We start from the raw sequence: 14,372 nt of genomic DNA, 5'->3' as shown, positions 1-14,372 counted from the left end.
GAGAAGCGGGAATTGCCAGCAAGGCCCCAGGATCCGGCCGGCGGGAGAAATTCCTCCAGTTGCGTGGGATCGGGATGAGCCGAAGCGAAGCCATCTCCGCCGTGGGCGTCAATCCCAAGACCGCCCGGGAGTGGGAGCGTGGAATCCGGAAGTCCGGCGGGCGACGCATTTACCCTGATGGGCGCGTAGTCGATTACAAACGTGGTGTGACCACCATGACCTCTTCCACCGGCACAACCGAAAGGGCGCTGGTGCCGGTCCCGGCCTTAGAGAAGCCCGTCGACCCGCGATACCTCAATGTTCAGGAACGGGAACTGATCCGGGATCTGCAAGCGGCGGGATCCTCGCTCAGGGCGATAGCCCATGTCCTGGGCCGTTCGCCCTCGACCATTAGCCGTGAGTTGGCCCGCAATACCGACGGCAGGCTGGGTTACCTGCCACATGGGGCACACCGGCGAGCCTTGCTCCGGCGGGCACGTCCCAAGACCGCCAAACTGGCCGGTGAGTCGGAGTTGCGGGACTATGTCAAGGACAAGCTGCTCATACGCTGGTCTCCGGAACAGATCAGCAACACGCTGATCGAAGAGTTCCCCGACAACCCGGAGATGCGTGTGAGCCCAGAAACCATTTATCAGGCCCTCTACCTCCAGGCCAGGGGCGGACTCAAACGCGAAGTGCAGGCAGCGCTGCGCACCGGCCGGACCCGCCGCAAACCACACACGACCGGCGAACAACGCACGCGACGGTTCGTGGACCCTATGCTCATGATCTCCGAGCGTCCGCCCGAAATCGAAGACCGCGCCGTCCCGGGCCATTGGGAGGGCGACCTCATTACCGGCGCCAATAACCAGTCCGCGATCGCGACCCTGGTCGAACGCACTACCCGCTACGTCATGCTCGTCCACCTCCCAGGCGACCACACCGCCGAAACCGTCCGTGACGGCCTCATCAAGACCATGGCCACCCTACCGGCCCACCTGCGCGGATCCCTGACCTGGGACCAGGGCTCGGAAATGGCCGCCCATAAATCCTTCACCCTCGCCACCGACATGCAGGTCTACTTCTGCGACCCTGCCAGCCCCTGGCAACGCGGCTCAAACGAAAACACCAACGGACTGCTGCGCCAGTACTTCCCCAAAGGCACCGACCTGTCCGTCCACGGTCCGGAAGACCTCGAACACGTCGCCCAGGAACTCAACGGCCGCCCACGCAAAACGCTCGGCTGGAAAACCCCAGCCGAGCGTTTACGTGATTTACTACTAACCACCTAACCAACAGGTGTTGCAACGACCCCTAGAAACCGCCTAGTGGGTGGCCGGCCGCTGTTGCTTTGCGGCAGCTGCGTTGTAGCGGCGAATTTCGTCGACAGGGATGGTCTGGGCTAACCTTATCTAGCGCTCTTTCGCGCTTTGCTTCGGGTGACCGGAGCGCGCCTCCTTAGCTCAGTTGGCCAGAGCACCGCTCTTGTAAAGCGGGGGTCGTCGGTTCGAATCCGACAGGGGGCTCCACGAACCCCTCCATTCCGGCGAACTTGCCCGGGAAGGAGGGGTTTTTCGTGTCTGAAGTGCACGGCACTACACGTTTGTAACACGCTTTCAAGAAGGCAGGCGACGGACCGAGGCAACGCAGGGACACTCAGGGATACCAATGGGGCCGCCGGCAGGCTTCAACCGATTTCGGTGGCCACCCGGAACAATAGCTCTGCCGACAGTACCCTCGATGTCTTGAAGCATCGCGACCGGAAAGTGGCGGGCCAGTTGTCGGTTGCGCGGATGGGACGGTGCCACCGGACGTATAGCAAGTTCGGTTCGACTAAAGGCAAGGCCACAACTGTGTTGCTGGCATCCATGAAAGAACGCCACGAGCGAGCAGGTCGAGTCGCAGCCAACCCCACGTTGAACGTTGTTGCAGGAAACTGGCTCGTCCAAAAACGCCGCAAATCCATAGTTGCCAGCCGTGACTTGCGGCGCCGGCGGCTTCTCTGAAGACTGGGCACTAGACGCGGGCCAAGGTCCGTGGAGCATCAATTGTTTGGGGGACCCGAAATGCTGGGACAGAGAATGTATGCGTGGCGGCGACCGTTGTGGCCGGGCACCTTGGTCATCCTTGTGGCTTGCGTCGTGAGCGGTGTCTGCATTTACAACGGGATTGCTGATCCTGCCGTCGGTACCGTCGCATCGGTGGTCACGATCGTGTGGCTTGTGTTGGGGCAGTTCATCGGTCCAAGACTCCAAGCCCGGACGACGGCGGCCCGGAATTCGGAAGCTTGAGCGCTTCTACCGGTAGTGGATTCTGACAGCATAGGGGCCGATTAGTGTCCTGACCGTCGTCGAACTATTGACACTAAGCCCTACGACTGAATGGTTTAGTGTATGCAGCACATGAGCGGGATGACCGTCGCGGAGGTCGGGGACAGACTCGGTATCACTCGCGCCTCAGTTCATGACCTGCTCAAGTCTGGCCAACTGACGGCCAGTCGCCGCGCTGGCCGCATGTTGCTCATCGACCGTTCATCGGTAGAGCGCCTGGCCGTGGCCGGCACCCGTCGCGGCCGCGCGTGGACTGCCAAGACTGCCTGGGCTGCATTGGCGTTATCCTCGCCCGCTCGGAGAGGGAACCCATAGTGTCACCGCATCAGACTCCGGCCCGGAAGTTCCCGATGCTCACCGCTATGAGGAGCGGGACAGCCATGCGCCGTACTGTGGGAGCCTCGCTCATGAGCCCAGCCTTGCTTGCCGTTCGCGTGGCAGCTGTGAGTTCAGGATGAACGAATGGGTTGGCGTTGCAACCCCGACGTGGGCGGCCCGGGCAACAATCGCCCCGTTTTGGTCTGCCAGTTCTGACGGCAATCCTGAAGCCAGGTCGCGCTGCATTGATGACGTCGTCGAAGGGTCGAAGACGTCGGTGTAGACGGAGAAGACTTCCTCCACGTCCTCGCTGGTAAACGTGACGCCGTAGGCATGGGCTACCGAGGCGACCTCAACGATGCCATCACGGACCATTGATCGGGTCTCGGGATTCGTGCGGGTCACCCCGACGGGGACGCCTGAGACGGCGCCTACCCCGCCATAGGAGGCGATCAGGGCGATCTTCTTCCAGAGCGCGCGTTGGACGTCCTGGGCAAGGGTCGCCGTGACGGAGCTTTCGTTGATGGCGTCCACCACCCTCTCGGCTATGCCGGTGTCTGCGCCGACCTCATCGAAGAGTCCGGCGCTGAGGGTGGCTTCTCCGCCGATGAGCTCAACAGCCAGCGGGGCGGTGCGCTTGACGATGACAACGCAGGTTGTGGCGATGACCGGGGAGGCAGGGAAGATGCGCCGGGCTACTTCGGGGGCCTCTATGCCGTTTTGCAGAGTGACCAGCGGTGTCCCGTTATTGATCTTGCCCTGCAGGTCGCGGAGGGCGTCCTCGACCTGCCAGGCTTTGGTGGCAATCAGGACAACGTCGACATCCAACGGGTCTATCTCAGAGACGACGCTTACCCCGGATATGGTTTCTGTTCGAACAGATGTGAGCAGGTGCAGTTTGGCGTCCCGGGTAGATGACCGGGCTTTGAGTACTAAGCTGTGGCCGGCCTGCGCCAAGCGTGCGGAGAAGTACAAACCCATGGCTCCGGCGCCGTATACAAGGATGTTCACGGCCTCAACCTCTCATGGTGGCCGGAGCGGAATTTAGTAGCTCCAGCCCCTTCATAACCAGCTCCAGCTTGTCATCGTTGTCGGCGCCGAAGGGGTCGCGTTTGCCGCCTTCACGGAAGGTTTCATCTGAGTTGGCTTTGATCGAGAAGTCGTTGTACCGGGGTTTATGTTTGCTCGGAAACTGGAGCATGGGTCGCCTATCGCTCGAAGGAGAAAGGTGTGGCCTCGAGAGAAATCCGGCTATTTCGAAGCCCACGCCGATGTTTGCACGGCCCTCGTGGCTTATCAAGCCGGACGACCCGTTCTTGGACAGCTTTCGTGACTCCCGGCGGATTGCACGTCGGTCACAATCAGTTGGCAGCACTGATGATACGTAATTCGGCTCGTCTATCCGGTCCGGATGGGGATAACCAGCCCCAGCCCTATGGCAACAATGCCGAATAGCAGCATGAGCGCTCGCCGATGCGGTGTTCTACTTCGCCTCACCCAGAGCAGCGTTCACCACAGGGGCAAGACTTGGCGTCGACGGCGGCCGTAACGCATAGATTAATCCTCACCAACCGTATTGGACAGGTTCATCCAAAATGTTAGTGTGGGGCGATGGGAAGACCTCGCCAGTTCGATGAACGTCAAGCGGTCGAGTCTGCCTGCCAGGTGTTTTGGGCCAAAGGGTTCGACGGCACTTCGACGGAGGATCTCTGTGTAGCCACAGGACTCAACCGAAGTAGTCTCTACAACACCTTTCGGTCCAAGGAGCAGCTGTTCCGGCTCTCATTGGTGCACTACACCACCACAACAACCGCCAGGCAAGATGAGTTTTTGGAGATTCCAGGGAAGAGCGGCCTGGACCGCCTCCGGATACTCTTGAAGGCGATTGTGGACGATGAAATTGCCAACCGAGCCGCCGGCAATGGCTTCGGCTGCTTCACCGTCAACACCATCACGTCCATTGCGGCTCGAAATTCCGAGGTTGCCCAGCTCATCGACACCGACCTGCAGAAGCGCATCGCAGCACTGGGTGCTGCGGTGCAGATCGGACAAAGCGATGGGTCGATCAACAAAGACCGGGATCCCCGCGAAACCGCTTGGTATATAACAACTGTCATTTCGGGAATGCGCGTCTCGGCGCAATCAGGGGCCGATAAGAAGATTCTGGACGCACTGGCCGGCACCGCACTTCAGGCCCTCGCAGCCTAGTTCGCACTTTACGGCCTCTCCTTCCCGAAGCTGGCAAGCTCATCTGCCGCTTCAACCCCGTTACGTGGAACTGGGAAGCCCTACCGGGCTTTCCAGTTCCACGTAGCACCATCCGCATGCTGAAACGAACTATTCAATATCCGCGTTATGAATCGATCAGTTCAAAACTGACGACCACAGTCGCACCCAGGAGGAACATTAAATGCCAAAACCCGTATACCTTATGTCGCTCGGCATCTTCGTGATGGTTTGCAGCGAGCTGCTTGTCAGTGGATTGATGCCGCAGATGTCGAGAGACCTTGGCGTGAGTATCCCGGAGATCGGGTACCTTGTCACCGTGTTCGCCTTGGCGATGGCACTCGGCGGCCCGCCCCTGACCCTTGCCGTGATGCGTATGAGTACCAAAAAGGCCTTGCTGACGCTTTTTATCGTCTTCTTGATCGGAAATGCTCTGGCCGCGTTGTCGACGTCCTACGGCATGATGCTGGCCGGGCGTCTCGTTACCGGAGCAGCTTCGGGGGCCTTCTTTGGCGTCGCGCTCTCTGCCGTCGCCCAGATCACCGCCCCCGAGGTGCGCGGACGGGCCACAAGCCTCGCGCTGCAGGGACTTATGCTCGGCACCGCACTTGGCCTGCCGCTGTCAACACTTATCGGTGGCCAGCTGGGTTGGCGATCGGCTTTCCTTGCGATCGCCGTCCTGACCGTGATCATAGCTGTCGCCACAATGATTGCGCTACCTTACATGGCACCAGAGAACACAGGTGGCCTGCGCGCAGAAGTCCAAGTTTTCCGTAGTCCTCGTTTGTGGTTCATCATGGCAACCTCGACGCTCATCATCGGGGCAACCTTCGCCGCGTTCTCGTACTTCGCGCCGATTCTTACCGAGATCACCGGCTTCTCCGAATCAATCGTCCCGCTCCTGCTACTCGGATATGGCGCAGCCACGGTGGTCGGCAACATCATTGTTGGGCGGCTCGCGCAGTCACACACGATCTCAGTAATTGTGATCGGTCTACTGCTCAACATCGTGTTCTTGATCGGATTCGCGCTCTTCGCCCAGGTCCCTCTGGCGGCGATCATCGGGATGATTGGTATCGGTCTGGTGGGCATCACCTTGAACCCAGCCATGATCACCCGTGTCCAGCAGGCAGGCAACACGGGCTCCCTAGTCAACACCGCTCACTCTTCCTTCATCACCTTCGGCGTTGTTGTCGGTTCCTGGATTGGTGGCCTGGGGATCAGCGCTTCCGGGCTCAGGGCTCCGCTCTGGGTTGGCGCGGTACTGGCCGGTCTTGCGCTCGTAGCGATGGTCCCGGCGATCATCAGTAAATCCCGCGGCCGTCAAAAGACCGGGACCGAGACCGAGACCGCATCCGGAACTCCTGAGCTAACTGCCGTCGAACACTAGCTAGCCCCGTCTGTTCTCTCTCTGAGACCTAGCCAGCGTGCCCGTCTCCCTGTAGGAGGGGGCACGCTGGCAGACCTGAATTGAAATTCTTCGATCCTTCACGGTGGGGATTACGAGCCAGCGTATGCAGCCATGTGCCTGCACCAATCACATTGACGTGGGAGAACTACCTTGCGAAACAGCCAAGAAAACAGGGCATACTTAGTTCGGCGCACTGAGCTCAGCCCGACGCGGATAATCAGGGCTGTGCCACGAGGGGCCTTCCGCTAGAGGCGCACCCTCTCGGTCGAGTACTCCTGGCTCGCATAGACCCCGCCTTGCGGCGAGGCTGGATCGAAGTCCTCTTCCGCTCCCCACTGCGCATCGTCGTCCTCAGGAATGAACCCGACTGCTTCTCCCGCGCCCAGGTCCCACCAGCGGGCGGTGTTCGCCGAGACGGCGTAAAAGACGGCTACGTGTTCAGTCGTCGTCATGGCGGCCAGGAACGCCCGAACCGCATCTGACGGGCTGAGCCAGGTCCGCTGCTCGCGCGCAGAACCCGGACGATGTTCGTAACTGCCGATACGCACCGCGATGGTGCTGAGGCCAAATTTGTCCGCGTAGAGCTGGCACACATCCCACACCGTTCCTCTATCTATTGGAGTAACGCCGGGCTACGCTGTCAATTGAAAATCGATCCTGGCTGGGGGCTTCGTTGATCGATGAGGGTCGGCACTTCGACGCCGAAACTATTTCCGACCGCAGGACCCCTTAGTTGTCCCCGGCCTTCGCAGTATTAGCGGTCTGCTGCTGTCGCTTCGCCTCTCTTGCATGGTGTGTCGCCGCGGCTCCCACCATGCCTCATCAGTCCCTGGCTCCCTCTTGCGGGCGAAGTCCGGGAATCAACCTGACATGCGGCGCTACGTCTTCTTGGTCAGGGTTTCGTCCGGTCAACAGTCCTGACGTCAAGCATTCAAATCTTTGGGGAAGAAATGACCACGAGCACTACCGAAAATAGGGCCTTCGAATCCGATGCCCAGCCCTCCGATCCCGCTCAAGCTGTTGCTGATGCCATTGCGAAGTGGAAGTACTCCGAGGAGGGCGCGCCTTTCAAGCCCTTTCTGGTGAAGACAACTGGCCCCGAAAACTTCGTCAATGGTTGGACGGCTGAAAGGGGTCACCCTATTTCGTTCTTCGGCGAGTACAACGGCTCTACAGGACCGTTCCTGCCGCTGGGTGACTACGCCTCAGTCAACAACGAGCCCCTCCCTGCTCTCCTGCTCCTGGCACCCATGAAGGGATATGAGGATGCGCTGGTGCATCCCGATGGTTTCACCTGGATCCTCGATGACATCCATTCAGGCAACCACAAACACATCGGCTATTACTGGCCCATTGCCCCTGAAGGGTACAAAGCACTAGGTATCTGCGTCAGCTTCGACAAAGACAGGGAACCGGATCCCACCAAGTACTGGTGCGTCAAGGAGAAGCCGTACCTTCACCGCGTCCCGACCCAGGACTTCTGGAGCGATGAAGACTCGCACTGGACCAGCCACAACGGAAGTCTCAGTGCGCCGTCCACCCTTGGAGTGAAGGTACTCAAGCAGCAACTCCTGCTCACGCCAACGACCATGCTGAGCAACAAGCACGGTGATCTCAAAAACACGTCCTACTCTCTTGCGCTGGAGAAGTTGTGGCTCGTCGTCGACAGCAGTAGGGCTCCTGACGCGGACTACAACGCCAACTACGGTGAAGGATCAACCACCGCTTACGGGTTGGATAAGGTGGCTGTGTTGCCCGCGACAATGGTGCAGGATTCGGCAAGCAACCCGAGCTCGCTGTACTACCTTGCCGCTCAGCCCCGATGGGTTTGCACGAAGCGTTTCTCGGCTCCGGAGGGTGGCGACAGAGAAGAAACGGTGGTCATTGGCACGAATCAGGAAACCTCCAGTGGTTTCCAGAACACCACATCTCTGACGGTCGGCGCGGAGATCGGCATCGAGGCCGGCCCATTGAGCGCAAAGGCCTCGGTCAGTTATACCAACGAGATGCAGCTGAGCGGGACAGTCACCGATGGATCCTCGAGCGAGAGGTCCGAAAAGACGATCATCAAAGTCCCCGCCGCAGACCATGTGCTGATCTGGCAAAAGCAGATCGACTTCTTTGCCTACCGCGAAGGTGTGAACAGCGATAACTGGGACGATTACGCCGACATGGTGACCTATGCCGTGAACGATACCGATATGACCTACAGCAAGAAGTAGATCGGAACGAAACTGGAGGCCGGTGGTGCAAGCCGCCGGCCTCTGCCCTGCGGCCACGGATCACAGCGGGGCTCCTTCAGGGAGGAGCGCCTCTGCGCACGCGACCGGCACCAATTGCCAGGAGTCCATACCTATCAACCGCGCGATGACCCGAACGTGGGCATTTGTGTCGGCGGTGAGCGTCCAAGATCAGATCACGCCAACGGCTAGGGCTGCCGGCGGGAGGATCCAGAAGGGCGTGGGGAGCGAGGGAGCTTGCCCCAACCCGTGATTTGCAGGTGGTCCATCAGGTGGTCCATCAGCTGGTCCACCGCGTGGTCTTTTCGTGGTCACAGCGTGGTCCTTTGGGTCCACAAGATGGTCCTTGGCGTGGTCCAGTGCTGGTCCACGGGATACCTTGCTGCAACGATACTTCGTGGAAACAAGCGGTCCGTTAGCCCAATAGAGGACGGGGCCAGTGGCTAAGGGACCGGCCCATCAGGGTGTGGCATTCGTGCTGATGCGACAGGTCCAGAGTGGTCCCAAAGTCAGCAAGGACCAGCTCCGGAAGAAACCGCAGCGCCGCCCACGACTCTCTACCGGGCGACAGGTGCCTCACCGGTTCCTTCCCTGAAGACTTGGATCACGCGGCTCCGCCCTAGCGGATGGAGCACTCCGTTGTTTCTGCCATTTCCTTGCACGCTGTGTTGGCCGTGCTGCCCGGCAGGCGCGGGACAGCACGGCGGGATTACCATCTCGCATGAGGTATTCAGCTGCTTGTCCGTGGCTTAATGCTGCGAAACAGCGAAGTGGCGCTGCACGACCAGCCGCAGTCGCACCCCGCCAGCCGCAGTTAGACCATTGGGGTCATCACCTCTTCGAGCCATTCCCGCAACCCGGGTCCGGTATCTTCGCGTTCCAGTGCCACTGTCATCACAGCTTTGAGATAGCTCAGCTTGTCGCCGGTGTCATAGCGGCGTCCACGGAAGATGACGCCGTGCACACCGGAGCCTTCACCGTCGGAGACCGCGAGGGTCTGCAGAGCGTCCGTCAGTTGTATTTCCCCGCCTCGCCCTGGAGGGGTCTGCTCGAGAACGTCGAAAACCCGCGGGTGGAGGACGTAGCGACCGATGACGGCAAGGTTCGACGGGGCGAGGGAGGGGTCGGGCTTTTCGATGAGGCCACGGATTCTCAGGAAACCGCCGACCTCGGTGGAGGCGACATCGGCACAGCCGTAGGAGCTGATCTGTTCGGGTTCGACTTCCATGAGCGCGACGACGGAGCCGCCGGTCAGTTCCTGGATGCGGGCCATTTCTTCAAGGACGCCGTCGTGTTCGTCGATGAGGTCATCGCCCAGCAGGACCGCGAAGGGTTCGTCGCCGACGTGTGCCCGGGCCCGCAGGACGGCATGTCCTAGTCCTTTCGGGTCGCCTTGGCGCAGATAGTGCAGGTCTGCCAACGATGAAGACTCTTGGACGGCGGCCAGCTTCGCATGGTCTCCTTTGGCTGCAAGGGTTTGCTCGAGGAAGGGCTCCCGGTCGAAGTGGTCTTCAAGAGCCCGTTTGTTCCGACCGGTGATCATGACGACATCGGTCAGTCCCGCGCGTACGGCTTCTTCAACCACGTACTGTATGGCGGGCTTGTCGACCACGGGGAGCATTTCTTTGGGCATCGCTTTGGTAGCCGGCAGGAATCGTGTTCCAAGTCCGGCGGCGGGTATGACTGCTTTACGCATGAGGGTCCTTCGGATCGTGATGATGGTCGTGGTCATTCCCGGCGACAAAGTCTGCAGGGCAGTTGTCGTTCATGGACCAGACACCGGCGGCGGTGTCCCATTGGTGGAAGATGGCGCACGGGAACGCGTCTGCGAGTACGGTGCGGGAACTTACGCTCAGCGGTTCGGTCATAATGACGTCCCTGAACTGGGCGAACACGGCGTTCGGGGGAGTGACCGAGTCGTCGCGGCAGGGCCGAAGGGACGACCAGGAGGTCCGCTTCGGTTTCGCGAAGGTGTTGGAGCAAGCAACGATCAGTCAGGTTGTCGTAATCGTTGAGCAGGTCCACAGTCCCTCCGGCCGCTAGTACCGCCCACAAATCGAGAAGCGACTCCGGGTGCACGATACTGGTGAGCCCCAGAGAGGTCCGAGTGGAGAGGGTGAATCGCTTCTCCGCGCCCTCAAGGATGTCGATAAATTGCTGCTCGTTCATGGGAGCGACAGGCTGACTGGACCTATGATGCATCCACAGAGATGCCACCGGTGAAGGGTGCCCTGAGGGCGCTCCGGACGTAGTGGCAGCCTTGATGTAGTCTCCCTTGGGGTGCATGAATCCGGTAACCCCTTCGAGGATGGCGTGCGCAGGCAGCGGTCCGTCAGCAGTTGACTGGAAGGGAAAGGCCGAGGCTCCCAGTGCCCATAGCGCGGACGTAGCTGCCACGGTTTCAGGGCCCGGGGCCGCATCGAAGGCGACCAGTTCGCCTGCCCGGATGCCTTTCAGTTGCATTGCCAGGGCCCGGGTGTGAATCAGCCGGTCGAGGGCAGCGTACGGGAAGTCGTTGCACTTCCAGCGGATGGCAGCCTTGCCAGGGTCGTGCTTGGCAATGTCATGAATGGCTGAAACGAGGGGATGCACTGACTGCCCCTTCCTGAGCGACAGGTTTGCTGCTCGTTGCCGGGGACAGCCGGGCCAAGGCACGGGCGATGAGCCGGTTGGAGTTGATACGGTCCTCCAGCCTGGGCACGGGGGTACTGATCATCAGTTCTTCGACGCCCAGTTCTTCTGCCAGGGTCGCGAGCTGGTGGGCTACGTCTTCCGCAGCCCCGACGATCAACCGGGTTTCGTTGTTCTCGCTGCGGCGGAGCTCTTGGGAGGACCAGGTAGCGGGGCTGGTGCTGACCGGGAAAGGCTCATCCAGGCCGAGGTCTTTTCGGGCTCTCCAGAGCCGCACCGGGTTGGCGATTTCTTGCGCTTCAGCGTCAGTGTCGGCTGCGATGACGCGAATCGCGAGAAGGGCTTCAGGTTCGCGTCGCACCGGCCCGGGCTGAAAGTTTTCCCGGTAGTGGGCAAGTGCGGTGCTGCCGCTAGCGGTGTTGAGGAAGTGGGCGTGGGCGTAGCCGGCGCCGGCGGCGGCGGCCAGAGGCGCCGAGCCAGTGCCGGCCCCCAGCAGCCAGATGTCCAAATCGTCCCGGCCCTTACTCCCGGGTGTAAGGCCGAGGCGGGCATGCAATTCCATGATCTTTTCGTTGAAGGTGTCGCTCCCGCCGCTGCCTGCCCTACCGACGCCGAGGTTAACCCGGCCGGGATGGAGGGCTGCCAGGATGTCGAAGGCTTCGGCGACCTGCCAGGGTTCATGCAGTCCCAGCAGGACTCCGCCGGAACCGACAGCGATCTCCGTGGTTGCCTCCAAAACGGCCATTGCCATCAGCGACGGAGTGGTGCCGGCAAAGCCAGGGGAATCGTGATGTTCGGCGAGCCAGAAACGATGGTAGCCGTCGTCCTCGGCAGCGCGGGCCAAAGCGATGGTTTCGCGCAGTGCGTCGGCTTTGGTTTTGCCGGTGGCGATGGGGGACTGGTCCAGGACTGAGATTCTCATCGTGTCGAGGTCGTGGTGCCGGGCTTGGACGACGGGACGATGGTGTAGTCAGCGAGGAAGACGAGGTTGTGGATCTCCGCCGAGGCAATGGCCCGAAGGATCGGCAACTCCTGCGCCGCCTGTTCGTGGGTAAAAACATTCAGAGGCCATTCCTTGACCGTCCCTCCCCGCAGATGCGGGTGGTGGAATCCACGGCCGTAATAGGCATGAACGGTTATCGGAGGGATGCCGGCAGCGCGCTGTTCAGCCCACCCGAGCGTCCAGGAACAGATCAGGCCCGTATCCGGTGACCTGCCGACCCCTGAGGACTCCACGGTTCCCTGCCCCAGCATGAGCGCCTCGTTGACTTCGTTGAGGGCTTGGCGCGCGTATGGGTCCAACAGGTCAACTGCAGTTCGGAAAAGCGCCTCTTTGTCCTCCCGGCTTACGGCCTCTCCGTGGGTTCCATCGCGGAGGTCAGCAAAGTGCCGCAGCAACGCCTTCGTGTACGCGGCGTCCGGGCTGGTTGTCGTACTCATCTCATGCTCCATCATTTGTAGTGGTTTCGTTGTTCGCAAGGCTCAACCGGGTTTGAATCCACCGGTGCACAGGGTTCACCGGTGAGCTGTCCAGAAAGTGTCCGTGGGCGACAGCCGGGCTTATCGTCAGGTCAACGGGGACCGAGGATGATGTCAGCCGGTGCGCGAATTGCTCGACGTCGTCACGAACCGGGTCAGTCGCGCCGACGATAAGGGAAACCGGACAGAGCCCGGTGAATTTGGCGGCGTGCAACGGTGAAAGGTACAACCGTTCCCGGAGGTCAGCGCCGGATCCGGCGTACTCACCCCACGCATCAAGCAGCAGTGACCGGGGAGGAAAGGACCTGGATTCACGGTAGGAGTCTGCGGTGCACTCGGGATCCAGCGGTGGGTAGGCGAGGACTTGCCCGTCCAAGGGCAGACCGTTGTCCCGGAACCAGAGGGCGACACCAGCAGCGAGAGTTCCACCGGCGCTGTCACCACCGACCAAGACGGGATGACGGTACGTGTGCTGCGCCCAGAGGGTTGCTGCTGCGATGTCCATGACGGCGGTTGGGTGCAACCATCGGGGAGCGAGCCGGTAGCCAACGCTGACGATCCGGGCAGTGCCAAGGGAGGCCAGAGCAGCGCAGGCTTCGTGCCAGCCTTCGATAGAACCGCGGGTCCAACTGCCGCCGTGAGCCCACACCAACGTTACGGTGGGGCGGGCCGCCGGTTCATATACGCGCAACCGGACGTCTGCCCCGTCCGCCCCCTGCACGAACGTGTCCGTCCAAGGGACATCGGGCCGTTTGTCCCGGAGGTACGCGGCCCCGGGGCGAGCAGAAGTATCTGAAGTCATAGGTTCATCCTTCACGCCAGGACCGATCCGCGCCTGTCCCTGCTCTGCCTATCACTGACAGGGGGTGGATAACTGTGCATGGCACCACCAATACTTGCTCCAGTGGGACAGTGTCGTAGCCTCGCGAAGGTTTCGCACCGTTCCACTTCTTTGTGCCGATCCGTAAGTGCGCGGAGATTGAATGATGAACCTTGGGGGTAAATGTGGGAACTGTCCTAATGGAAGAACTGTCCTTCAGCAGCGAACTGGCTCATGCCGTCGTGCTGCGGGACGTGCAGCAGTACGAGGTGGCAGGACCAGTCGTCGTAGTGAATCTGGCAGGTAGCGACGCGTTGGTCGGTCACGGACAGTCATCGGCATTGCCAGCCTTCAGCTCAACTGTCCTTTATGGTGGAACCATTACGGGAGCGCTGCTTGCGGTGCTCTCCATGGGGGCGGTCCCGAACGCAGAACAAAGCGCCAGGGACCTCGGATGGGCCGACTTTTATGGTGCCGGACCAGGACAGCCTGTCCTCCTGCGCTCGGCACAGCAAACTATTGGCACGGTCCACCTGGATCCAGCCGTCGTGCTTCGCCAACCCGGGCTGGAATCAGGAGATAAGACCTTCACCCTGAAGGCAAACTTGTGGTTCAGCCCCGCAGGAACAGACTGCGGGATACACAACCGGCATGACTTCATCGAGGTCCACACCCAGATTTCCGGGCTCGGCCGCATGCAGAAGTTCACCACCGAGGAGCACTCGTCCCTCTACGAGGACCAGCTCCTAAGCCCGGGCAATACCAACCCCGTGCCGTTCTGTCTGGAACGAGAGGGTACTTTCATCTACCCGTGGCACCAGTACCGGGCCGACACAGACTGTATCTGGCTCGCTCTGGAATACCACCTCAGCTAATCACTCCGTTTCACACCCGCCGGCGACAACCGGCAGATCCGTTACGCCCATTTTCAGGAGAGC

The 14,372-nt window shown here is 60.8% G+C and carries 15 protein-coding genes and 1 tRNA gene; 8 read left to right on the top strand and 8 right to left on the bottom strand.

Annotated features, from left to right (window positions below):
• Positions 1–74 precede the first annotated feature (74 nt).
• The 4 genes from AC0J5Z_RS19395 (at position 75) to AC0J5Z_RS19380 (ending at position 2,624) form a co-directional block, all read left to right on the top strand.
• The gene (locus tag AC0J5Z_RS19395; protein ID WP_475039797.1) at positions 75–1,271 is read left to right on the top strand and encodes an IS30 family transposase; all 1,197 of its coding nucleotides are present in this window, start codon (positions 75–77) and stop codon (positions 1,269–1,271) included.
• A 160-nt stretch (positions 1,272–1,431) separates the two neighbouring features.
• Positions 1,432–1,508, top strand: a tRNA-Thr gene (locus tag AC0J5Z_RS19390).
• Positions 1,509–2,045: 537 nt separating this feature from the next.
• Positions 2,046–2,270, top strand: coding sequence for a hypothetical protein (locus tag AC0J5Z_RS19385; protein WP_475035641.1), 225 nt, complete (start codon positions 2,046–2,048; stop codon positions 2,268–2,270).
• 102 nt (positions 2,271–2,372) lie between these two features.
• The gene (locus tag AC0J5Z_RS19380; protein ID WP_475035639.1) at positions 2,373–2,624 is read left to right on the top strand and encodes a helix-turn-helix domain-containing protein; all 252 of its coding nucleotides are present in this window, start codon (positions 2,373–2,375) and stop codon (positions 2,622–2,624) included.
• A gap of 90 nt (positions 2,625–2,714) precedes the next feature.
• On the opposite strand, the gene AC0J5Z_RS19375 is transcribed toward AC0J5Z_RS19380, so the two are convergent.
• Together AC0J5Z_RS19375 and AC0J5Z_RS19370 are read right to left on the bottom strand one after the other, a co-directional pair.
• Complete coding sequence (locus tag AC0J5Z_RS19375) at positions 2,715–3,638, bottom strand: ketopantoate reductase family protein (protein WP_475035637.1); 924 nt, start codon at positions 3,636–3,638, stop codon at positions 2,715–2,717.
• Between the two features lie 4 nt (positions 3,639–3,642).
• Complete coding sequence (locus AC0J5Z_RS19370; RefSeq protein WP_475035634.1) at positions 3,643–3,828, bottom strand: hypothetical protein; 186 nt, start codon at positions 3,826–3,828, stop codon at positions 3,643–3,645.
• Between the two features lie 410 nt (positions 3,829–4,238).
• Between AC0J5Z_RS19370 and AC0J5Z_RS19365 the strand changes: the two genes are divergently transcribed.
• Entirely contained in the window at positions 4,239–4,835 is a 597-nt protein-coding gene (locus tag AC0J5Z_RS19365) for a TetR/AcrR family transcriptional regulator (RefSeq protein WP_475035632.1), read from the top strand.
• 202 nt (positions 4,836–5,037) lie between these two features.
• Positions 5,038–6,243: an MFS transporter gene (locus AC0J5Z_RS19360; RefSeq protein ID WP_475035630.1), complete on the top strand. Its 1,206-nt coding sequence runs from the start codon at positions 5,038–5,040 to the stop codon at positions 6,241–6,243.
• Between the two features lie 266 nt (positions 6,244–6,509).
• On the opposite strand, the gene AC0J5Z_RS19355 is transcribed toward AC0J5Z_RS19360, so the two are convergent.
• A complete protein-coding gene (locus AC0J5Z_RS19355) occupies positions 6,510–6,857 on the bottom strand; it encodes a hypothetical protein (protein ID WP_475035628.1) in 348 nt (115 codons plus the stop codon).
• A 357-nt stretch (positions 6,858–7,214) separates the two neighbouring features.
• Here AC0J5Z_RS19355 and AC0J5Z_RS19350 point away from each other — a divergent pair, with 357 nt between their 5' ends.
• Entirely contained in the window at positions 7,215–8,486 is a 1,272-nt protein-coding gene (locus AC0J5Z_RS19350; protein WP_475035626.1) for a Vps62-related protein, read from the top strand.
• An 832-nt stretch (positions 8,487–9,318) separates the two neighbouring features.
• Here the strand turns inward: AC0J5Z_RS19350 and galU are convergent.
• Genes galU through AC0J5Z_RS19325 form a run of 5 tightly spaced genes read right to left on the bottom strand, consistent with a single transcriptional unit; the run spans position 9,319 to position 13,416 of the window.
• The gene (gene galU / locus AC0J5Z_RS19345; protein WP_475035624.1) at positions 9,319–10,200 is read right to left on the bottom strand and encodes a UTP--glucose-1-phosphate uridylyltransferase GalU; all 882 of its coding nucleotides are present in this window, start codon (positions 10,198–10,200) and stop codon (positions 9,319–9,321) included.
• A 32-nt stretch (positions 10,201–10,232) separates the two neighbouring features.
• On the bottom strand, positions 10,233–11,096 hold the full coding sequence (locus tag AC0J5Z_RS19340) for a hypothetical protein (protein ID WP_475035621.1): 864 nt from the start codon (positions 11,094–11,096) through the stop codon (positions 10,233–10,235).
• The gene (locus AC0J5Z_RS19335) at positions 11,068–12,057 is read right to left on the bottom strand and encodes an MsnO8 family LLM class oxidoreductase (RefSeq protein ID WP_475035619.1); all 990 of its coding nucleotides are present in this window, start codon (positions 12,055–12,057) and stop codon (positions 11,068–11,070) included. The genes AC0J5Z_RS19340 and AC0J5Z_RS19335 overlap by 29 nt, the downstream gene beginning before the upstream one ends.
• Positions 12,054–12,575 (bottom strand): hypothetical protein, encoded by a 522-nt coding sequence (locus tag AC0J5Z_RS19330; protein WP_475035617.1) that lies wholly within the window; start codon positions 12,573–12,575, stop codon positions 12,054–12,056. The genes AC0J5Z_RS19335 and AC0J5Z_RS19330 overlap by 4 nt, the downstream gene beginning before the upstream one ends.
• Before the next feature lies 1 nt (position 12,576).
• Positions 12,577–13,416 (bottom strand): alpha/beta hydrolase, encoded by an 840-nt coding sequence (locus tag AC0J5Z_RS19325; protein WP_475035614.1) that lies wholly within the window; start codon positions 13,414–13,416, stop codon positions 12,577–12,579.
• A 218-nt stretch (positions 13,417–13,634) separates the two neighbouring features.
• Here AC0J5Z_RS19325 and AC0J5Z_RS19320 point away from each other — a divergent pair, with 218 nt between their 5' ends.
• Entirely contained in the window at positions 13,635–14,309 is a 675-nt protein-coding gene (locus AC0J5Z_RS19320; RefSeq protein WP_475035612.1) for a hypothetical protein, read from the top strand.
• The last annotated feature ends 63 nt before the right edge of the window (positions 14,310–14,372 follow it).

The organism is Paenarthrobacter sp. TRD_SC_7, assembly GCF_056156245.1.
This window is presented reverse-complemented; position numbering and strand designations above follow the sequence as displayed.